The organism is Pseudomonas medicaginis, assembly GCF_965119365.1.
Classification (GTDB): domain Bacteria; phylum Pseudomonadota; class Gammaproteobacteria; order Pseudomonadales; family Pseudomonadaceae; genus Aquipseudomonas.
Genome location: NZ_OZ221631.1, coordinates 2,261,992 through 2,281,434, shown reverse-complemented (window position 1 = coordinate 2,281,434; position 19,443 = coordinate 2,261,992). Strand labels below are relative to the sequence as shown.

Genomic DNA, 19,443 nt, shown 5'->3' with positions numbered 1-19,443 from the left:
AAGCAGTCCCGCAAACCGGGGGACAACTCGGCGGCAAGTCTATCAGAACTTGCCTACACGTAAGAGATATTTGCGCCTAACTAAGTTTCAGCAATACCTGCAAATTTCTCACGCAATTTGTCAAGAGCGCGCTTGTAACGCATTTTTGTCGCGCTCAAACCCATATGCATTATGTCTGCGATCTCTTGGAATTCCAGCTCTGCGACAAATCGTAGCACCAGAATTTCCCGGTCGATCGGGTTTACATAGACCAGCCAGCGATCGAGTCCACCCTTTTCCTCGGGCTTGGGCGCCTTGTCTTCCGACGCTTCCTCGAGAGGGTCCAGGCTCAACGCGTCCATCAAGCGACGCTTTCGCCGTTCCTTGCGATACTGCGTGATGCATTCGTTGTACGTGATGCTATAGAGCCATGTCTTGAACTTCGATTTCCCCTCGAAGTTCTTCAGGCCATACAGCACCTTCAACATCACCTCCTGACAGACATCGTCAGCATCACGATCGTTCCCGAGATAACGTGCACAAACGTTAAATAAAGTTCTCTGGTAACGACGCATCAACTCTTCATAGGCGCGTGTTACGTGAAACAGCTCCGTATGCGCGCGCGCGACCAACTCCTCATCGGAGAGATCACGGGGGTCGTAGCGCGTGGATAGCGATTGGGGTTTGTTCAAAACAAGTCGGGCCGACAGTCTAGGTCAATGTGCGCCGCAGCCTGGGGTAGCAGGCATTTCGCGGCGGCATACATTAGCAGGGTTTGCCGGGTTAGCGGCTACTCACATGCTGTTCCAGCAGGATCCGATTGGAAAGCGACACCAGCTCGCCCTCCTCGGTCAGCAATGTGGTTTTTACCGTGCCGATCTCTTCGATCTGGCCTTCGACCTCGCCAACACGCACTTGTTGCCCAACCTCATACAATTCACGCACATAGATTCCCGCAAGAATCTGACCGGCGATTTCCCGGCTACCCAGTCCCATTGCCAGCGCAACCGCCAGACCGACGGTAATCAGAACGATCACGATCACGTGGTTGAGCAGGTCGGTCTTGACCTCCAACTGGCTGATGGCCACCGAAATACTGATGATGATCACCAGGCCCTGGGCAATTCGCCCTACGCCGGCGGCGTAGTCCAGCCCAACGCCCTCGGCCGCGCCGCGCACCAGCCCATTGGCCAGTTGCGCCAGCAGGACGCCGACCAGCAACACCAGTGCAGCACCAAAAACCTTCGGCAAATACAGCGCAAGCATATCGAGCGTAGCCGAAACTCGCTCAAGGCCAAGGGATTCTGCTGCAGAAACCAGGAAAATCAGCAATACAAACCAATACACGATCTTGCCGACCAGGGTCGAGATCGGCACCTGGATGCCGCCACGGGACAGCAATTTGGTCAAGCCGGTGCCGCCCATCAGGCGATCGAGCCCCAGCTTGGCGAGCAGCTTGGACAGCAGCGTGTCCAGCAGCTTGGCCACGACGAAACCCAACAACAGCACCACCAGCGCGCCGAAGAGGTTCGGAATGAAGTTAGCTACCTTGGTCCACAACGCAGTCATTGCCGTGACGAGGCTCTGGGTCCAGAGATCAAGTTCCATATTCAATCAGCCTTATCAGCGGTGCGAGTAACAGGTTTACGGCGGGAAACCGGCGAGACATGGGCCGATCCATTATTCAGGGCGATCATCAGCGCGGGCAACCAGCGGCCCAGCAGGCTGAACAGATCGCCCGCGCCGACCTGGCGGTTGGCGGTTTTCAGTACACGTCCCAGGCATGCGTCGTCGTCCCGGCTGGACGGCGAAGCCTTGAGCATGTCGCGCAAAGACTGTTCAAACGGATCGTGCATACGCACCTCTCGTGATGTCTGTGGAAGACGCGATCAAATTTCGTCGGGTCACATGAAACCCCATCACACCCAGCGCAAGCGGCGGAACAGCCACCACTGCCCCAGCGCCACGCAGATCATCAGCAGGCACGCGACCATGAACCCGTAGGGGCTTGCGGAAAACGGAATGCCGCCGACATTGATGCCCAAAAGGCCGGTGAGAAAACTCATCGGCAGGAAAATCCCGGTGATGATGCCGAAGCGGTACATGGTGCGGTTCATGCGCACCGAAAGGCGCCGGTCTTCGGCCTCCAGCACAAGCCCTACGCGCTCCCGGGTCAATTCCAGCTCTTCGAGATAACGGGTCAGGCTGTTGTTCAATTCATTCCAATAGTCGCCGTCGTCCTCGACGAACCAGGGCAACTTGATCCGCGACATCTGGCCGAAAATATCCCGCTGTGGCGCCAGGAATCGCTTGAGTCCGGCGGCCCTTCGGCGGATGTGCAAGATGGCGTCGTGCTCAGGGGTATACCGTTCGTCGGTATCGAGTTTTTCTTCCTCGCCATCGACGATTTCGGACAGGCAGGTGACCAGGTCCTGAACCTTGTTGGTGAGGTATTGCGCCATATAAAGGATGAGTTCGGACGCCGTCTTCGGGCCCTTGCCCTCGGCCAACTGCGCCAACAGCTCATCGGTGGCGCGCAACGGACGCAGGCGCAGGGAGATCACCCTCTGGGCGGACGCAAAGATCCGTACCGACACCATGTCTTCAGGTTCGGCGCCCGGGTTTAGATTGATCCCCCGCAGGAACAGCAGCAGCTCGGCATTGGGCAACGGCAACAAGCGCGGCCGGGTGTTTTCTTCGAGCAGCAGGTCGCAGTTGAATTCGCTTAGGCCACTGGACTTGCGCAGCCAGGTGTGGGTTTGTGGATGACTGCGATCCCAGTGCAACCACAGGCTTTCGTGGGCCTGCAGCTGCAAATCGTCGAGATCGGTCCGGGCTATGGAACGCGCGCCGCCTTTACCGTCCAGCACCAGGGCATGCACCAGCCCCCATTGCGCGTTTTCTTCCTCGAACATCCTCATCCCTTATGGCTGTACTGCTTCATTCAGGCATTTTCAGCGGGCTTGGCGAGACGATCACGCCGTTATTGTCCGCATAGACATACTCGCCCGGGCGAAACGTCACGCCGGCAAAGGTCACCGGCACATTGAGTTCGCCAACGCCGCGCCGGTCTGTCTTCATCGGGTGACTGGCCAGGGCCTGGACCCCGAGGTCGGTCTGGGCGATGACGTCGACGTCGCGGATGCATCCGTAGATCACCAGCCCTTCCCAGCCGTTTTTCGCGGCTTTTTCCGCCAGCATGTCCCCCAGCAGTGCCCGACGCAGGGAACCGCCGCCATCGACCACCAGCACCTTGCCGTTACCCTTGAGTTCAACCTGCTCCTTGACCCGCGAGTTGTCCTCGAAGCATTTAATGGTCACGATTTCGCCACCGAAGGAATCGCGGCCACCGAAATTGCTGAACATCGGCTCCAACACCTGCACCAGGTCCGGGTAGGCGTCGCACAGGTCGGGCGTGAGGTAATGGTTCATCGAACAACTCCTGAAGGCTGGAACGTCAGACTGAATGAGCAACCGTTTGTGACTGGAACCGCTTGAAGCGTCATATCTTAGCCGCAAGCCGACCAGAGCGAAATGCCCTTGTCAGAGCCTTCGCCTCAAACCGCCTCGGCCAACCGGGGCTGTTCGCCCAGCAAGGGTGCCTGTTGATCCTCGAGCCACCGCGCCACCAACGGCCAGACCTCGAGGTGGGCAGCCTTGCTGACCAGCATCTCGACGTGACCGAAATCGTCAGTGAAGCCCTGGCCCCGGCCCAGGCAGACAAATTGCTTGTGCACGGAGCCGATCTGATCGAAGAGTTTACGGCAAGCCCAGGTCGGGTCCTGGTGGTCACCCGCGGCACTCACCGCCAGCACCGGCAACTGGACATCGGCCAGCCCGGCCCACCAGTTTTTCTCGGCGTCACCGAAACGCCCGAACAGGCCGTACCAGCGCATGCTCTCCAGGGCCAGGCCGATGGGCTCGTCCTCGGGGCCGCGCTTGAGCCTTGAACCGGACAATTGGGCAAAACGCTTGAGGATGAAGCGACCGCTCCACTCCACTGGCGGGATCTTCAGCGGCCAATAGGTACGGCTGACCTGGGTGCCGAAAAACGCCGCCGACGCCACCGCGGGTTCGCCTAGGTAATGGCCACCCAAGGCTGCCGCCAGGGTAATGCCCCCCAGGGAATGACCGATCCAGTGGGGCACTTGCCCACTCTGCTCACGCACGAAGGCACCAATGGCCGGCAAGTCGTAACGGGCGTAGTCGGCCACACGGTTATGGCGATAGCCCTGATTGCGCTGGGATAAGCCATGGCCGCGCATTTCGGGAATCCACACATCGAATCCCAGGCGTGTCAGGTACGCCCCCAGGCCCAGGCCCTTGGGCGAATACCAGAAGCGCCGGTTGGAAAAACTGCCGTGCAACAGGATCACCGGGACACCACGGGTTTCGCCGACATCGGCCATGCCCAGCCGGGTGACGGCCAGCTCGACGCTGGCGTCCGGGCTGTTGCCGGGTTTCAAGCGATAGACATCTTCGCTCAGATCACCGCGCCGCTCGGCGCTGATCAGGGCGACAGGAAAGAGGTTGCTGCTGCTTTGCATGATCTTCTTGCACAAAAAAAAGACGACTGTGGGAGCGAGCTTGCTCGCGATGGCGGCGGATCAGCAAAATAATCTTGGCTGACACTCCACTATCGCGAGCAAGCTCGCTCCCACAAAGGTTACCCGGCTTACATCACCGGTGAGGCCCCTTCACTCGATCAGACCGCCGCCTGACCCTCGGCCAGGAAGAACCAGGTTTCCAGCACGGAGTCCGGGTTCAACGAAACGCTTTCGATGCCCTGTTCCATCAGCCACTTGGCCAGGTCCGGGTGGTCCGAAGGTCCCTGGCCGCAGATGCCGATGTACTTGCCAGCCTTGTTGCAGGCGGCAATGGCGTTGGCCAGCAGCTTCTTGACCGCCGGATTCCGCTCATCGAACAGGTGGGCGATGATCCCGGAGTCGCGGTCCAGGCCCAGGGTCAGCTGGGTCAGGTCGTTGGAACCGATGGAGAAACCGTCGAAGAACTCGAGGAACTCTTCAGCCAGGATGGCGTTGGACGGCAGCTCGCACATCATGATCACGCGCAGGCCATTGTCGCCACGGGCCAGGCCGTTTTCCGCCAGCAGGTCGACCACCTGGCTCGCTTCGCCCAGGGTCCGCACGAACGGCACCATGATCTCGACGTTGGTCAGGCCCATTTCGTTGCGCACACGCTTGAGGGCGCGGCATTCGAGCTCGAAGCAGTCGCGGAACGACTCGCTGATGTAGCGCGACGCACCACGGAAGCCCAGCATCGGGTTCTCTTCTTCCGGCTCGTAGAGTTTGCCGCCGATCAGGTTGGCGTATTCGTTGGACTTGAAGTCCGACAGGCGCACGATGACTTTTTTCGGCCAGAACGCCGCCGCCAGGGTGCTGATGCCTTCCACCAGCTTCTCGACGTAGAAACCGACCGGGTCGTTGTAACCGGCAATGCGCTTGTCGACGCTGTCCTTGATTTCCTGGGGCAGGCCGTCGTAGTTCAGCAGTGCCTTGGGGTGCACGCCGATCATGCGGTTGATGATGAACTCCAGGCGGGCCAGGCCCACACCGGCGTTCGGCAGTTGCGCGAAGTCAAAGGCGCGATCCGGGTTGCCGACGTTCATCATGATCTTGAACGGCAGCTCCGGCATGGCGTCCACGGAGTTCTTCTTGATGTCGAAGCCCAGTTCGCCTTCGAAGATGTAGCCGGTGTCGCCTTCGGCGCAGGACACGGTCACGCCCTGGCCGTCCTTGAGCAGTTGGGTGGCGTTGCCGCAACCGACCACGGCCGGGATTCCCAGTTCACGGGCGATGATCGCCGCGTGGCAGGTACGCCCGCCACGGTTGGTGACGATGGCGCTGGCGCGCTTCATCACCGGTTCCCAGTCCGGGTCGGTCATGTCGGAGACCAGTACGTCGCCGGCCTGGACCTTGTCCATCTCCGAGACGTCCTTGATGATCCGCACCTTGCCCGCGCCGATGCGCTGGCCGATGGCCCGGCCTTCCACCAGCACGGTGCCGGTTTCCTTGAGCAGGTAGCGCTCCATGACGTTGGCCTGGGTGCGGCTCTTCACGGTTTCCGGACGGGCCTGCACGATGTACAGCTTGCCGTCGTCACCGTCCTTGGCCCACTCGATGTCCATCGGGCACTTGTAGTGCTGCTCGATGATCATCGCCTGCTTGGCCAGTTCGCTGACTTCGGCGTCAGTCAGGCAGAAACGCGCGCGCTCGGCCTTGTCCACGTCGACGGTCTTCACTGAACGACCGGCCTTGGCTTCGTCGCCGTAGATCATCTTGATGGCCTTGCTGCCCAGGTTGCGGCGCAGGATGGCCGGGCGACCGGCTTGCAGCGTGCCTTTGTGAACGTAGAACTCATCCGGGTTGACCGCGCCTTGCACGACGGTTTCACCCAGGCCGTAGGCGCCGGTGATGAACACCACGTCACGGAAACCCGACTCGGTGTCGAGGGTGAACATCACGCCGGCGGTGCCGGTCTCGGAGCGGACCATGCGCTGCACACCGGCGGACAGGGCGACCAGCTTGTGGTCGAAGCCCTGGTGCACGCGGTAGGAAATGGCACGGTCGTTAAAAAGGGACGCGAAGACTTCCTTGGCGGCGCGGATGACGTTTTCCACGCCACGGATGTTCAGGAAGGTTTCCTGCTGGCCGGCGAAGGAGGCATCCGGCAGGTCTTCGGCGGTGGCCGAGGAACGTACGGCGACGGCGATGTCGGGATTACCTTCGGACAGCTTGGCGAAAGCGGTGCGGATCTCGGTATTCAGTTTCTCGGGGAACTCGGCTTCCATGATCCATTGGCGGATCTGGGCACCGGTCTTGGCCAGGGCATTGACGTCGTCGACGTCCAGGGCATCGAGCGCATCGTGGATCTGCTGGTTCAGGCCGCTCAGTTCCAGGAAATCACGATAAGCCTGGGCGGTCGTGGCGAAGCCACCTGGCACCGATACGCCGGCACCGGCGAGGTTACTGATCATCTCGCCCAGGGATGCGTTCTTGCCCCCCACATGCTCCACATCATGGACGCCGAGCTTATCGAGGGAAACTACGTACTCTACCAAGGTGATCTCTCCACTAACTGTGTTGGAAAAGCTCAAGGCACCGGCGGCTCCAGGGGAGCGCTTGCCGGCGATATGGCCTGGACCTGGAAAATAAGTGAGAATGCGGGCCAATGGCGGCCGGCAAATCGCGCCTATCATATCCAAGAATCGTCACTAGCTCACTAGCTCACTAGCTTAAGGCCCAAGGCGCAAATGAAACGATCTGCTTTCTTTATCTCCGACGGCACCGGCATCACGGCCGAAACGCTAGGCCAAAGCCTGTTGGCACAGTTCGAAAACATTACTTTCGCCAAATTCATACGCCCGTACATCGACAGCGTCGACAAGGCGCGGGCCATGGTACAGCAAATCAATAAAGCCGCCGAAACCGACGGTTTCCGCCCGATCATCTTCGATACCATCGTCAATCAGGACATCCGTGAGATTCTCGCAACGTCCAATGGTTTCATGATCGACATTTTTTCCACCTTCCTGGCCCCCCTGGAACAGGAACTGAGCGAGCATTCTTCCTACTCGGTCGGCAAATCCCATTCCATTGGCCACAACTCCAACTACATGGAGCGGATCGAAGCGGTCAACTTCGCGCTGGACAACGATGACGGCGCACGTACGCATTATTACGACAAGGCCGACCTGATCCTAGTGGGCGTGTCGCGTTGTGGTAAGACGCCGACGTGCCTGTACATGGCGATGCAATTCGGCATCCGCGCGGCCAACTATCCGTTGACCGAAGACGACATGGAGCGCCTGCAACTGCCCAGCGCCCTGCGCGCCCACCAGCACAAGCTGTTCGGCCTGACCATCGACCCGGACCGCCTCACCGCGATCCGCAACGAGCGCAAGCCCAACAGTCGTTATTCAAGCTACGCCCAGTGCGAGTTCGAAGTGCGCGAGGTGGAAAACCTGTTCCGGCGGGAGAACATTCCCCATATCAACTCCACGCATTTTTCCGTGGAAGAGATTTCGGCGAAGATCCTGGTGGAGAAAGGGGTGGAGCGGCGGTTCAAATAACCAGACGGTGTGCCGGAAAACCTGTGGGAGCGAGCTTGCTCGCGATTGCGGAGTGTCAGCCAACATTGATCTTGCTGACCCACCGCAATCGCGAGCAAGCTCGCTCCCACAAGGTATAGGAAGTCTTCCGGCCTAGGGTTTCAGCCGCTCAACCAACGCCTGCCCCACCGCCAGCGCCGAGGCCGGATTCTGGCCGGTGATCAATTCCCGATCCTCCACCACATGGGACGTCCACGGCGAGGTGTTGCTGCTGTATTGCCCACCCGCCTGTTCCAGGGCGGTTTGTGGATAGAACTTCATGCTCCCGCCGCCCAGCAGCCCCTTGGCCAACGCTTCTTCCTGATTGCTGATCACTGTCATCTTGTACCCGGCATAGATCCAGTCGGCCTTGGCCGGGGCCTGGCCGTGGGCGGCCAACTGCCCGACGAAGCCCTTGGCGTCGGCCAGGGTCGACAGCAACGCGATCGGCCCGTGGCAGACCAGCGCGGTGGTCTTGCCCTTGTCATGAAAATGCGTCAGCACCCGCCCCAGCGGTGCGCTCGTGAGCAAATCCTGCATTGGCGCATGCCCGCCGGGAATGTAGAGGGCGTCGAACTGTTCCAGACCGATCTGCTCGACACGAGCCAGGCTGATCACCGGCGAGTCCTTGGCCGACGTGATATTCAACTGCGCCAGCAACGCCTGGTAACGCTCGAGCTCCGCCGAGTCGTTATTGAAGTACATCTTGTCCGCCGAGGAGCGGTCCAGCGTCGGCGCCTTGCCCTCGGGGGTCGCGAACGTTACCTGGTGGCCGGCATCCAGCAACAGTTTCACCGGTTGCAGCAATTCGTTGAGGTAGAACCCGGTGGAGAAGACCTGGCCATTCTTCAAATCCAGATGATCGGAGTCCGACAGGACCACCAGCACGTTGTCGGCGTGGGCCGCGACGCTGATCCCCGCCAGGACAACAGACGATACCAAGCCAGTAAGCTTTTTCATGATGACTCCAGGACGCTTCGATAAAAGATGCGCTCACTGTATTGATGCGCTTACCGGCGATAAACTGGCGCTCCGGAACATCACCTGGTCCCTGGAGGCAACAATGGCCCGTCGATTCGATCATCTGGCCGACGTGGAAGCTTTCGTCACGGTCGTGGAAAAAGGCACGCTCAGCGCCGGTGCCGTGGCGCTGGGCACCACGCCTTCGGTCCTGAGCCGCGCCATCTCCCGCCTCGAAGCCCGGCTTGGGGTGCAACTGTTGCGACGCACGACCCGCCGGCTGAACCTGACCGATGCCGGCACGTTGTACTTGGAACAGTCGCGCTCGGCTTTTGCCCTGATTGACGATGCCGAGCGGCGAATCCAGGGCCAGGACGGTGTCTTGACCGGTCGTGTGCGCTTGAGCGTACCGACCACCTACGGTCATTGCCGCCTGCCATCGCTGCTGTCGCGTTTCGCCCAGGCGTGCCCGCAAGTCCGGGTCGAACTGAGCATCACCAACCGCAACGTCGATCTGGTGGCCGAGGGGTATGACCTGGCGATACGCCTTGGACCGCTGCCGGACAGCGGCCTGGTGGGCCGCAAGCTCGAAGACGCCCGCCTTTGCCTGGTGGCCTCGCCGCACTACCTGGAGCGCGCCGGAACGCCCCGGCACGTCGATGAGCTGGCCGCCCACGCCTGCCTGCCCTTCGTGATGCCCAGCAGCGGACGCATCGCACCCTGGCTGTTTCGCGACAATCAGGAGGATCGGGAATGGCTGCCGGCGGGCAATGTGCAAGTGTCCGACGACGTATTGGGCATCGTGTCCCTGGCCCAGGCCGGGATGGGGATCTGCCAGACCTATGAATTCATTGTCCGGGAGCGCATCGAGCGCGGGGAACTGGTGGTGTTGCTGGAGGACTTTGGCGGGCGCAGCCGACCGTTTTCAATCATCTACCCGCCCCATCGGCAATTGCCGGCGGCGGCGCGGGCGTTGATTGATTTTTTGATCGAGCAATAGCGGGTAACGCCGGCAGGCCTCTGTGGGAGCGAGCTTGCTCGCGATTGCGGAGTGTCAGCCGGCATTAATGTTGCCGATCCACCGCTATCGCGAGCAAGCTCGCTCCCACAGTGGTTCTGATGTGACTGCAAGATCTGTATTCTCCCGCAGCCTTGCTGTGGAAAGCTTTCTTGCTGCCACAGGCTCTACATTTAGTGGGCCGCAGCTGCCTGTTCGTCCATTTTCTTGCGCAGGCTCAGCGGACGCATGTCGGTCCAGACTTCTTCGATGTAGGCCAGGCATTCCTTCTTGAACCCGCTTTTGCCGACGGTGCGCCAGCCCTCGGGGATGGCCTTGTAGTCTGGCCAGATCGAATACTGTTCTTCGTGGTTGACCACGACCTGAAAGACGATGTCCTCGCGGTCGAATACTGAAGTCATGGGTGTCTCTCCATCTTTGCTCGAGGTTCGCTGCGCCGCATGCGCAGCCAGGATATGAAAGGAACGTACGGGGCCGGGTAAAAATTAGCTGTCCGTGACCGCCGCATGCAGGGCTCGCCCGAAAATCTCGGCGACCCGGTCGATCTCCGCCCGGGTGATGATCAACGGTGGCAGGAACCGCACCACGCCGCCCTGACGACCACCCAGTTCCAGGATCAGCCCGCGCTTGAGGCACTCGCGTTGCAGCCGTGGCGCCAGCTGTGCATGCACTGGCGGATGGCCCAAGGCATCCGGCTTACCCGCCGGGTCCACCAATTCAACACCCAGCATCAGCCCGCGTCCGCGGATATCGCCCAGTTGCGCAAAGTCCCGCTGGAGGATGCGCAGGTGCTCGCCGAGGCGCTCGCCCATGGCGGCGGCGTGGGCCGGCAGGTCGTGCGCCTGCAAATACCTCATCACCGCAGAACCGGCGGCCATGGCCATCTGATTGCCACGGAAGGTCCCGGCATGAGCGCCCGGCAGCCACGTGTCGAGCCAGTCGCGGTAAACCACCACCGCCAGCGGCAGGCTGCCGCCGATGGCCTTGGACAATACGACCACGTCGGGGATGATCCCGGCATGTTCGAAGGCAAACATCTTGCCGGTACGACCGAAGCCGCTCTGGATTTCGTCGACGATCAACGCCACACCCGCCTGCTCGGTGATCCGCCGCAAGCCACGCAGCCAGTCCAGGTCGGCGGGAATGACCCCGCCCTCGCCCTGCACCACCTCGACGATGACGGCTGCCGGCAATTGCACACCGGCTTCCGGGTCGTTCAGCAGGTTTTCCAGGTAATGCAAACTGGCCTTCACGCCCTCGACACCGCCCAGCCCGAACGGACAGCGGTAATCATAGGGGTACGGCATGAACTGCACGCCACTGCTGAGCAAGGCGCCCAAGGGTTTCTTCGGCCCCAGGCTGCCCATCAGGCTCAGTGCCCCCTGGCTCATGCCGTGATAACCCCCCTGGAACGACAGCACAGTGCTGCGTCCGGTGGCGGTGCGCACCAGCTTGAGAGCAGCTTCCACCGCGTCGGTACCGGTGGGGCCGCAGAACTGGATCTTCGCCTCGGCGGCCAACTGCGCCGGCAACAGGCCGAACAGGTCCTGGACGAAGCGGTCCTTGACCGGCGTGGTCAGGTCCAGGGTATGCAACGGCAGCTCATCGGCCAGCACCTGCTGGATCGCGTCGATCACCACCGGGTGGTTATGCCCCAGTGCCAATGTGCCGGCACCGGCCAGGCAATCGATGAAGGTGCGTCCCTCGACATCCTCGACATACACCCCCTTGGCGCGCTTGAGGGCCAGGGGAATCCGCCGTGGATAGCTGCGGGCATTGGATTCCTGCCGACTCTGGCGAGCCAGCAGCGGCGATTCATTGAACTGGTAGAGCGTCTCGGCCGACACGGGGCTGACCCGGGCCGGCTGTGCTTCGATAAGGTTGTTGGCGACTGACATCTCTCGACCCCGCAATACGTAGTGACCCAAACGGCACACCGGGCAGATGCGCATCCGGTCGGGGCGCACATGCAGGTTTCCTGTTGTGGAAACGCATCAGCCACGGGGGGATTTACCCCCGGGCAGCACTTTCGCCGTCGGTGCGATCAGCGGCTTGTGCATCGCGATGGCCTTGACCCCGCCAAGGGCGAAGGCCTCGGCGCTTTGTTCAAACCCCAGGTGTCGATAGAACGCCTGGCTGGAGCGGGTACTGTTGAGACGCACCCGGGCCACCCCGCGCCCGCGCAACCACGCCTCGATATCCCGCACCAGCGCCTGGCCGACACCTCGGCGGAAGGATTCCGGTTGCACGTAGCAGAAGGCGATCCGGCCACTGGTCGTGGCCATGGCGACACCCGCCGGCCGACCCTGCAAACGGGCCAGGGTCAGGCGCAAGCGTGGGTCGTCCAGCCAGGGACGGATATGCGCGAGGGTGTTATGGCGTACCCAGGCAGCCACGACAGTGGGGTCGTTGCGGTGCTCGGCGGCACACCCGACCCGGATGGAGCGCTCGGCGATCCGGCTGATGATGCCGGCATCGCTGGGCCTGGCCGTACAGATTTCGATGAAGGTGTCCATGGCGCGGGTTTCCTCAGTCCTTGAGTCGAGCTGAAAAAACATAGACCCGGATAAGGCCGGGGCGCCAATGGCAGGTCGTTACAGCAGATGTACGCAAATCCCCGGCATGGGAGCACAGCCCTGTTCTTAGACCTTGCCTGAACCTGTGTGGCGAGAGGATTTATACCCGCTGGCTGCGCAGCAGCCCCTCGAGAAGACAACTCGATCAACCTGACACAGCGGGTTCACAGCTTTTGGGGCTGCTGCGCAGCCCAGCGGGGATAAATCCCCTCGCCACAGGTTCATCCACTTAGCCGACCACGACCTGCACCGGCATGGTCAATTCGACTCGCAACCCATCCGGGCGACTGTCGAAATGCAGGCCGCAGCCGCAACGCTGGACAATCGCCTGGACGATCGCCAGTCCCAGCCCGCAGCCGGTGCTCTGGCCGTTGCGCCAGAAGCGCTGGGTCAGGTGCTGGATATCGTCGGCGGCGATACCGGGGCCGTGATCGCGGACCTGGAAGCGCACGCGCTGGCCGATCATCTCCAGGCCCAGTTCCACCTCGGTATCGTCCGGGGTATGGCGCAGGGCGTTATCCAGCAGGTTGCGCAAGGCGGCGATGGAGAGCACCGCCGGCATCTGCACCGGTGCATCGGACACCCCTGGGGATACGTGCAGCCTGATCCGCCGGGAATCACTGCTGGCGGCATCCTGGATCGCCAGCCGGGCAACCTGCTCGGCGTTGCATTGCACGCCATCGTCGAACGACAGGCTGCCTTCTACCCGCGCCAGCAGCAGCAACTGTTCGAGCGTGCGATGCATGCGGTCGGCGCCCTCCTCGGCCCGGGCCAGGGATTGGTCGCGGGCGGCGCCCTCGGTCATGCGCGCCACTTGCAGGTGTGTCTTGATAGCGGTCAGGGGGCTGCGCAGCTCGTGAGCCGCGTCGCCGGTCAGCCGGCGCTCGCGCTCGATGGTTTTGCCGATGCGCTGGAACAGCTGGTTCTGGGTCTCCAGCAACGGTCGCAGTTCGCTGGGCAACGGATGGATCTGCAAGGGCTCCAGGGAATCGGCGCTACGCCGCATCAGCGCATCGCGAATGCGATTGAGCGGTGCCAGGCCCTGGCCGATGCCCAGCCACAACAGGCACAAGCAACCGAGCAATGCCACGCCCACCGGCACCGACGCGGCCAGCAGTATCGACATGTTCAGGGCTTCGCGTTCGATCTGGCGGTCGGCGGTAGTGATACGCAAGTCACCCCGGGCCAGGGTGAAGCTGCGCCAGGGCGCGCCGTCGATCATCTGGTCGTGGAAGCCCATTTTCTCGGCTTCCAGGGTTTGCTCGGGGGTGCCGTGGCTGCGGGCCAGAATCTCGCCACGCAAGGAACTGACCTGACAGGCCATGCCGCCAGGAATGCTCAATTGCTCGGAGCTCAAATGCGTGCCATCGCCCTTGCTGGGCAACGGTGGCATCTGTTCCAGCAGTCCGGCGACCATCCGCGCCGAAGCCACCAGGCGCTGGTCGAGGGAAAACATCATCTGGTTGCGCAGGTCGCTGAGCATCCACGCGGCGGCCAGGGCCCAGATCAAGGCAAAAGCCGCGCCGAGGGTCAGGCTCAGGCGCAGTCGCAGGCTCATCACTTGGAAGACTCTCCGCCGTCAGCCGGCCCCAGGCGATAGCCCAGGCCACGTACGGTCTCGACAATGCCGTTACCCAACTTGCGCCGCAGGTGATGGATATGGACGTTGAGGGCGTTGCTTTCCAATTCGTCGTTGAAGCCGTAGACGCTGTCCTTGAGTTGTTCGCTGGACAGCACCCGGCCGCGACTGTGCAAGAGTGCCTGCAGCAGCGACTGCTCGCGCCGGGACAGGTCCACCGGCTGGCCGTCCAGGGTGGTTTCCCGACTGCTGGGGTCGTAGGTCAGGCGACCGTGCTCGATCAGGTTGACGCTGCGCCCCGCCACGCGCCGCAGCAAGGTGTGCAGGCGCGCCGCCAGCTCGCGCAGGTCGAAGGGTTTGAGCAGGTAGTCATCGGCGCCGGCCTGCAAGCCGTCGACCCGGTCGGTCACCGAATCCCGGGCGGTGAGGATCAGCACCGGCGTCTCCAGCCCCTGCTGGCGCAGTTGCCTGAGCAGCTTGAGACCGTCCTCATCGGGCAACCCCAGGTCCAGCACCATGACATCGAACTCCGCCACGCCGACCATCGCCCGCGCCGCCGATGCGGTGGCCACGTGCTCGACCGTCAGGCCCTGCGCCGTGAGGCCGGCAACGATCCCGCTGGCAATCAACTCATCGTCTTCGCAGACCAGTACACGCATGGTAAGCCCCGTGGAAAAAGGTACATTAGGCCGCCGGCCGATTAAGCCGACATTATGCGACGAGTACGGCCAACATGGGCGATCATTGCTGCCTGCCGGTCGTCGCCGGGTTAATCGACGGTTAATCGCCAGCCGCCATTGTGCTTTCCACTCGCTTCGTTCTAAGGCTTTATCCATGCGTCGATTGTTTTTGCTGTGGCTGTTCCTGATCTCGGGCCTGGCCCAGGCCGCCAATCCCTTCGAAACCAAACCCGATTTCCTGCCGGTGGAAAAGGCGTTCGTGTTGACCTCCGAACGCCTGGACTCCGGTGAAACCCAGCTGTTCTGGCAGATCGCCGATGGGTACTACTTGTATCAGCAGCGGCTCAAGTTCGATGGCTTGGCCGAGGCACAAAAACCCAAGCTGCCGGAGGGTGAAGCCCACAGCGACGAGTTTTTCGGCGACCAACAAGTCTATCGCCAGGCGCTGGAGCTGAAGATACCCGCCGGTGCCACGGGCAAGATCAAGGTCGGCTTCCAGGGCTGTGCCGACGCCGGCCTGTGCTATCCACCCCAGACCCGAGTGGTGGACTTGGGGGGCAGCGCCCCGGCGGCGGCCGCCGGCGAGGCACCGGACCAGGCCCTGGCCAGCGGCCTGCAACAGCGAGCCTTGGGCTGGAGCCTGCTGGTGTTCTTCGGCCTGGGCCTGCTACTGGCGTTCACCCCCTGTTCGCTGCCGATGCTGCCGATCCTGGCCGGGCTGGTGGTGGGCAGCGGCGCCGGACCGAGACGCGGCCTGGCCTTGGCCGGCAGCTACGTGATCAGCATGGCCCTGGTGTACGCCGCCATGGGCGTGCTCGCCGCGCTACTGGGCGCCAACCTCCAGGCGCTGCTGCAACAACCGTGGCTGCTGGGCAGCTTCGCCGCTGTGTTCGTGTTGCTGGCGCTGCCCATGTTCGGTTTCTTCGAATTGCAATTGCCAGCGGCCCTGCGTGACCGCCTGGAAAACGCCGGGCGCCAGCGGCGCGGTGGCAGCCTGGTGGGCGCCGGCATTCTCGGGGCGCTGTCTGGCCTGTTGGTGGGCCCCTGCATGACCGCGCCGCTGGCCGGCGCGCTGCTGTACATCGCCCAGAGCGGCAATGCGCTGCACGGCGGGCTGATCCTGTTCACCATGGGCATCGGCATCGGCCTGCCACTGTTGCTGCTGGTGACCGTGGGCAACCGCTTCCTGCCCAAGCCCGGCGCCTGGATGAACCTGCTCAAGGGCGTGTTCGGCTTCCTGTTCCTGGGCACCGCGCTGCTGATGATTCGCCCGATCATCGACGGTTCGTTGTGGGTCGGCCTGTGGGGCGTGCTGTTGTTGATCGCCGCCTACAGCGCCTGGCGCCAGACCGAAGGGTTCGGCCGCATCGCCTATGTCTGCGGCAGCGCTTCGTTGCTGTTCGGCTTGTGGGGCAGCCTGCTGGTGATTGGCGCCGCGGGCGGTGGCGATGATTTCTTCCAGCCCCTGAAGGTGTATGCCGGCACCGAGGGCCGCGCGACCGTCAGTGCCCACGACGCGTTCCTCACCGTCAGCGAGCCCGCCGCCCTGCAACGGGAACTGGACGCCGCCAAGGCCCAGGGCCAGTGGGTGCTGCTGGACTACTACGCCGACTGGTGCGTGTCCTGCAAGATCATGGAGAAACAGGTGTTCGGCCGCGCCGAGGTGCTCGATGCCCTGAACGGCGTGCGCCTGGTGCGCCTGGACGTCACCGCTGACAGCCCCGCCAGCCGCGAACTGCTGGGTCGTTACCAAGTGCCGGGGCCGCCGAGCCTGCTGTGGATCGGCGCCGACGGTGAAGAACGCCGCAGCCAGCGGATCACCGGGGAAGTCGACGCCAAGACGTTCCTGGAGCGCTGGAACCTCACCCGGGACGCGCGCTGATGCTGACGTTCACCCTGGGCACCTTTGCCATCGCCCTGAACCACCTGTTGCTCATCAGCGCCCTGGCGCTGGCGACCTTCGTGGGCTGGCGAGTGGCCAAGCGCGGGGGCGAAAACCCCGAGTCGGTACTGTTCGTGCTGTTTCTACTGGGCCTGTTGGCCGCACGGATCGGCTTCGTCGTCGCCTATTGGCAACATTACCGGGATGACCCGTGGCAGATCGTCGACCTGCGCGACGGTGGCTTCCTGGCCTGGCCGGGCATCGTGACGCTGCTGATTGGCGCCTTGTTGTGGGCACGGCGCCGTCCGCCCCTGCGCCGACCATTGGGCTTCGGCGTCGGCAGCGGCTTGCTGTTCTGGCTGGTGGCGACCATGTCGCTGACAATTTATGAACAAGGCACCCGGCTGCCGGACATCAACCTGCGCACCGCCGACGGCGAGACCGTGAAGCTCACCGATTACCAGGGCGGCCCCCTGGTGATCAACCTCTGGGCCACCTGGTGCCCACCCTGCCGGCGCGAAATGCCGGTACTCGAAGATGCCCAGCAACAGCGTCCGGACCTGACCTTCCTGTTCGTCAACCAGGCCGAAAGCATGCAAAGCGTCAGCACCTACCTGGCCACCCAGGGCCTGAGCCTGACCAATGTATTGTTCGATGGCAGCGGCCGCCTCGGCCAGGCCGTGGGCTCCATGGCCCTGCCGACCACCCTGTTCTACAGCGCCGACGGCCGCCTGCTGGGCAGTCACCTGGGCGAATTATCGAAAGCGAGCCTGGCCCGCGCCCTGGAAAACTTCGAAACACCGGGCTCGACCACGGTGCCCCACTCCGCCACAAGGAAACCGCCATGCCCCGCCTCCGCCACCTGCTGACCCTGGCCGTCGCCACCGCACTGTCCCAGGCACCGCTGCTCCAGGCCGAAGAATTGCCTGCGGCCATCAAGAAGATCGAAGCCAAGGGCGCAAAAATCGTCGGCACCTTCGACGCGCCGGACGGCTTGCGCGGTTACGCGGCGCAATACCAGAACCGTGGCATGGCGCTGTACCTGACCCCAGATGGACAGCACGTCCTGCTGGGTAACCTGTATGACGCCGACGGCAAGGACTTGAGCGCCGAGCCGCTGCAAAAACTGGTCTATGCGCCGATGGCCAAGGCCATCTGGGCGAAGATGGAGGGCAGCAACTGGATCGCCGACGGCAACAAGGACGCACCGCGCACGGTGTACCTGTTCAGCGACCCGAACTGCCCGTACTGCAACATGTTCTGGGAACAGGCTCGGCCCTGGGTCAAGGCCGGCAAGGTGCAGTTGCGCCACATCATGGTGGGCATCATCCGCGAAGACAGCCCGGGTAAATCCGCCGCCTTGCTGGCCGCCAAGGACCCGGAAAAAGCCCTGGCCGAGCATGAAAAAGCCGGTAAGGGCAGCCCGCTCAAACCGCTCAAGAACATCCCCCCCGCCATCCAGGCAAAGCTGGACGCCAACCAGCAGTTGATGGACGAATTGGAACTGTCTGCCACCCCGGCGATTTTCTATCTGGATGAAAAGGGCGACCTGCAACAGCAGCAAGGCGCGCCGTCGCCGGACAAGCTGGTGAAGATTCTCGGGCCGAAGTGATCCCAAAAGCCCTGAATACCTGTGGCGAGGGGATTTATCCCCGCTGGGCTGCGAAGCAGCCCTGAAACCTGACACCTCGGTAAACCTGATAAACCTGATAAACCAAGTCGACAGCATTGGGCCGCTTCGCGACCCAGCGGGGATAAATCCCCTCGCCATCCTTTCAGTGCTTTCGCGTCAGAATCGCTGACAACGCCTCAGTCACGAACTGCGGATTCTCCAGATTGGAGATGTGCCCCGCGTCCGGGATCGACAGGCAGGGGCAGCCGATCAGCTCGGCCATTTCCGAGGCCTCGGACGGTGGACGTGGCTTGTCCTGGTCACCGCACATCACCACGGTGCCCTCGGCGTCCAGTTCAGGCAGGCGCGGCAAGATGTCGTCCCGACCGAAAATGATCCGCCCCAGCGGTACGATGCTGGCGCGCAGGCGATCGGCCGGCAGCGCGGCCAATGTGGCGCGGAACTGTTGATAGAGCGGTGACTGCGGGTCGATGCCCGGCCGGAAGAAGATCGGCACGATGATGTCCAGCAACGGCTCGGGGATGCTGCCGCTGGCTTCGATCTTGTCAAACAGTGAGAAGTAGTACTGACGGGTCTGCTCCGGCTCGACACCCACATAAGTGTCCATCAGCACCAGCGACTGGATCCGCGTGGACGCCGCCAGTGCCAGCCGCGTTCCCCACATCCCACCCACCGAAAGCCCCACCAGGTGGAAGCAGTCGATGCTCAAATAATCCAGCAGTTCCATCATCTGGCGGGCCAGATCGTTCAGTGAACTCATGCCTTCCGGCATCTGCCCCGACTGGCCATGGCCCCAAAGGTCCGGAGCGATCACCCGGTAATGCCTGGACAACACCTCGATCTGCGGCGCCCACATGGCGTGGTCCCACAGATAGCTGCCGCCCAGCACCACCACCGGGCCCTGGCCCTGGTCCAGGTAGTAAAGGGGTTGTCCGTCGATCGTTGCAAAGGGCATGGGTGACCTCCTTGTTTGCGTCTGGAAAAAAGCCTTGGGAGACTGAGCCGCGAAGCGCGAGGCGTCAACCT

19 protein-coding genes are annotated in these 19,443 nt (G+C 62.5%); 5 read left to right on the top strand and 14 right to left on the bottom strand.

The window, feature by feature from the left end; all coding sequences use genetic code 11:
• Positions 1-80: 80 nt before the first annotated feature.
• The 7 genes from sigX to ppsA form a co-directional block, all read right to left on the bottom strand.
• A complete protein-coding gene (gene sigX, locus ACMTA2_RS10050; protein ID WP_003183614.1) occupies positions 81-671 on the bottom strand; it encodes an RNA polymerase sigma factor SigX in 591 nt (196 codons plus the stop codon).
• Between the two features lie 91 nt (positions 672-762).
• Entirely contained in the window at positions 763-1,587 is an 825-nt protein-coding gene (locus tag ACMTA2_RS10045; RefSeq protein ID WP_003199523.1) for a mechanosensitive ion channel family protein, read from the bottom strand.
• A 2-nt stretch (positions 1,588-1,589) separates the two neighbouring features.
• Positions 1,590-1,835, bottom strand: coding sequence for a hypothetical protein (locus tag ACMTA2_RS10040; protein ID WP_014337331.1), 246 nt, complete (start codon positions 1,833-1,835; stop codon positions 1,590-1,592).
• A 63-nt stretch (positions 1,836-1,898) separates the two neighbouring features.
• Entirely contained in the window at positions 1,899-2,894 is a 996-nt protein-coding gene (locus ACMTA2_RS10035) for a zinc transporter ZntB (RefSeq protein WP_413794711.1), read from the bottom strand.
• A gap of 25 nt (positions 2,895-2,919) precedes the next feature.
• Complete coding sequence (gene rraA, locus ACMTA2_RS10030) at positions 2,920-3,411, bottom strand: ribonuclease E activity regulator RraA (protein ID WP_413794710.1); 492 nt, start codon at positions 3,409-3,411, stop codon at positions 2,920-2,922.
• 125 nt (positions 3,412-3,536) lie between these two features.
• Positions 3,537-4,526, bottom strand: coding sequence for an alpha/beta fold hydrolase (locus tag ACMTA2_RS10025; RefSeq protein WP_413794709.1), 990 nt, complete (start codon positions 4,524-4,526; stop codon positions 3,537-3,539).
• A 158-nt stretch (positions 4,527-4,684) separates the two neighbouring features.
• The gene (ppsA, locus tag ACMTA2_RS10020; protein WP_413794708.1) at positions 4,685-7,060 is read right to left on the bottom strand and encodes a phosphoenolpyruvate synthase; all 2,376 of its coding nucleotides are present in this window, start codon (positions 7,058-7,060) and stop codon (positions 4,685-4,687) included.
• Between the two features lie 192 nt (positions 7,061-7,252).
• On the opposite strand from ppsA, the gene ppsR reads away from it, so the two are divergent.
• Positions 7,253-8,071, top strand: a complete 819-nt coding sequence (gene ppsR, locus ACMTA2_RS10015) for a posphoenolpyruvate synthetase regulatory kinase/phosphorylase PpsR (protein WP_003199510.1) — start codon at positions 7,253-7,255, stop codon at positions 8,069-8,071.
• Positions 8,072-8,203: 132 nt separating this feature from the next.
• On the opposite strand, the gene ACMTA2_RS10010 is transcribed toward ppsR, so the two are convergent.
• Complete coding sequence (locus ACMTA2_RS10010; protein ID WP_413794707.1) at positions 8,204-9,049, bottom strand: type 1 glutamine amidotransferase domain-containing protein; 846 nt, start codon at positions 9,047-9,049, stop codon at positions 8,204-8,206.
• 103 nt (positions 9,050-9,152) lie between these two features.
• Here ACMTA2_RS10010 and ACMTA2_RS10005 point away from each other — a divergent pair, with 103 nt between their 5' ends.
• Positions 9,153-10,049 carry a LysR family transcriptional regulator gene (locus ACMTA2_RS10005; protein ID WP_413794706.1) on the top strand — a complete coding sequence of 299 codons (897 nt, stop codon included), beginning with the start codon at positions 9,153-9,155 and terminating at the stop codon, positions 10,047-10,049.
• Between the two features lie 191 nt (positions 10,050-10,240).
• Here ACMTA2_RS10005 and ACMTA2_RS10000 read toward each other — a convergent pair whose 3' ends face one another.
• The 5 genes from ACMTA2_RS10000 to ACMTA2_RS09980 form a co-directional block, all read right to left on the bottom strand.
• Positions 10,241-10,468 (bottom strand): MbtH family protein, encoded by a 228-nt coding sequence (locus ACMTA2_RS10000; protein WP_072407945.1) that lies wholly within the window; start codon positions 10,466-10,468, stop codon positions 10,241-10,243.
• An 84-nt stretch (positions 10,469-10,552) separates the two neighbouring features.
• On the bottom strand, positions 10,553-11,965 hold the full coding sequence (locus ACMTA2_RS09995; RefSeq protein WP_413794705.1) for an aspartate aminotransferase family protein: 1,413 nt from the start codon (positions 11,963-11,965) through the stop codon (positions 10,553-10,555).
• Positions 11,966-12,061: 96 nt separating this feature from the next.
• Complete coding sequence (locus tag ACMTA2_RS09990) at positions 12,062-12,583, bottom strand: GNAT family N-acetyltransferase (protein ID WP_413794704.1); 522 nt, start codon at positions 12,581-12,583, stop codon at positions 12,062-12,064.
• A 289-nt stretch (positions 12,584-12,872) separates the two neighbouring features.
• Positions 12,873-14,204 carry an ATP-binding protein gene (locus ACMTA2_RS09985; protein ID WP_413794703.1) on the bottom strand — a complete coding sequence of 444 codons (1,332 nt, stop codon included), beginning with the start codon at positions 14,202-14,204 and terminating at the stop codon, positions 12,873-12,875.
• Positions 14,201-14,881 (bottom strand): response regulator, encoded by a 681-nt coding sequence (locus ACMTA2_RS09980; RefSeq protein WP_122567877.1) that lies wholly within the window; start codon positions 14,879-14,881, stop codon positions 14,201-14,203. Before ACMTA2_RS09980 ends, ACMTA2_RS09985 begins: the two co-directional genes overlap by 4 nt.
• A 175-nt stretch (positions 14,882-15,056) precedes the next feature.
• Between ACMTA2_RS09980 and dsbD the strand changes: the two genes are divergently transcribed.
• From dsbD to dsbG, 3 genes are read left to right on the top strand one after another with little or no spacing between them, the layout of a single operon-like run.
• Entirely contained in the window at positions 15,057-16,784 is a 1,728-nt protein-coding gene (gene dsbD / locus ACMTA2_RS09975; RefSeq protein ID WP_413794702.1) for a protein-disulfide reductase DsbD, read from the top strand.
• Positions 16,784-17,653, top strand: a complete 870-nt coding sequence (locus tag ACMTA2_RS09970; protein WP_413794701.1) for a TlpA family protein disulfide reductase — start codon at positions 16,784-16,786, stop codon at positions 17,651-17,653. The genes dsbD and ACMTA2_RS09970 overlap by 1 nt, the downstream gene beginning before the upstream one ends.
• Complete coding sequence (gene dsbG, locus ACMTA2_RS09965) at positions 17,629-18,396, top strand: thiol:disulfide interchange protein DsbG (protein WP_413794700.1); 768 nt, start codon at positions 17,629-17,631, stop codon at positions 18,394-18,396. Before ACMTA2_RS09970 ends, dsbG begins: the two co-directional genes overlap by 25 nt.
• 163 nt (positions 18,397-18,559) lie before the next feature.
• Here the strand turns inward: dsbG and ACMTA2_RS09960 are convergent, their stop codons facing one another.
• The gene (locus tag ACMTA2_RS09960) at positions 18,560-19,372 is read right to left on the bottom strand and encodes an alpha/beta fold hydrolase (RefSeq protein ID WP_413794699.1); all 813 of its coding nucleotides are present in this window, start codon (positions 19,370-19,372) and stop codon (positions 18,560-18,562) included.
• Between the last annotated feature and the right edge of the window lie 71 nt (positions 19,373-19,443).

Coding starts and splice junctions, on each gene's coding strand:
- ACMTA2_RS10045 (WP_003199523.1), bottom strand. CDS start 1,587: ATGGAACTTGATCTCTGGACCCAGAGCCTCGTCACGGCAATGACTGCG.
- ACMTA2_RS10040 (WP_014337331.1), bottom strand. CDS start 1,835: ATGCACGATCCGTTTGAACAGTCTTTGCGCGACATGCTCAAGGCTTCG.
- ACMTA2_RS10035 (WP_413794711.1), bottom strand. CDS start 2,894: ATGTTCGAGGAAGAAAACGCGCAATGGGGGCTGGTGCATGCCCTGGTG.
- rraA (WP_413794710.1), bottom strand. CDS start 3,411: ATGAACCATTACCTCACGCCCGACCTGTGCGACGCCTACCCGGACCTG.
- ACMTA2_RS10025 (WP_413794709.1), bottom strand. CDS start 4,526: ATGCAAAGCAGCAGCAACCTCTTTCCTGTCGCCCTGATCAGCGCCGAG.
- ppsR (WP_003199510.1), top strand. CDS start 7,253: ATGAAACGATCTGCTTTCTTTATCTCCGACGGCACCGGCATCACGGCC.
- ACMTA2_RS10010 (WP_413794707.1), bottom strand. CDS start 9,049: ATGAAAAAGCTTACTGGCTTGGTATCGTCTGTTGTCCTGGCGGGGATC.
- ACMTA2_RS10005 (WP_413794706.1), top strand. CDS start 9,153: ATGGCCCGTCGATTCGATCATCTGGCCGACGTGGAAGCTTTCGTCACG.
- ACMTA2_RS10000 (WP_072407945.1), bottom strand. CDS start 10,468: ATGACTTCAGTATTCGACCGCGAGGACATCGTCTTTCAGGTCGTGGTC.
- ACMTA2_RS09995 (WP_413794705.1), bottom strand. CDS start 11,965: ATGTCAGTCGCCAACAACCTTATCGAAGCACAGCCGGCCCGGGTCAGC.
- ACMTA2_RS09990 (WP_413794704.1), bottom strand. CDS start 12,583: ATGGACACCTTCATCGAAATCTGTACGGCCAGGCCCAGCGATGCCGGC.
- ACMTA2_RS09980 (WP_122567877.1), bottom strand. CDS start 14,881: ATGCGTGTACTGGTCTGCGAAGACGATGAGTTGATTGCCAGCGGGATC.
- dsbD (WP_413794702.1), top strand. CDS start 15,057: ATGCGTCGATTGTTTTTGCTGTGGCTGTTCCTGATCTCGGGCCTGGCC.
- ACMTA2_RS09970 (WP_413794701.1), top strand. CDS start 16,784: ATGCTGACGTTCACCCTGGGCACCTTTGCCATCGCCCTGAACCACCTG.
- dsbG (WP_413794700.1), top strand. CDS start 17,629: ATGCCCCGCCTCCGCCACCTGCTGACCCTGGCCGTCGCCACCGCACTG.
- ACMTA2_RS09960 (WP_413794699.1), bottom strand. CDS start 19,372: ATGCCCTTTGCAACGATCGACGGACAACCCCTTTACTACCTGGACCAG.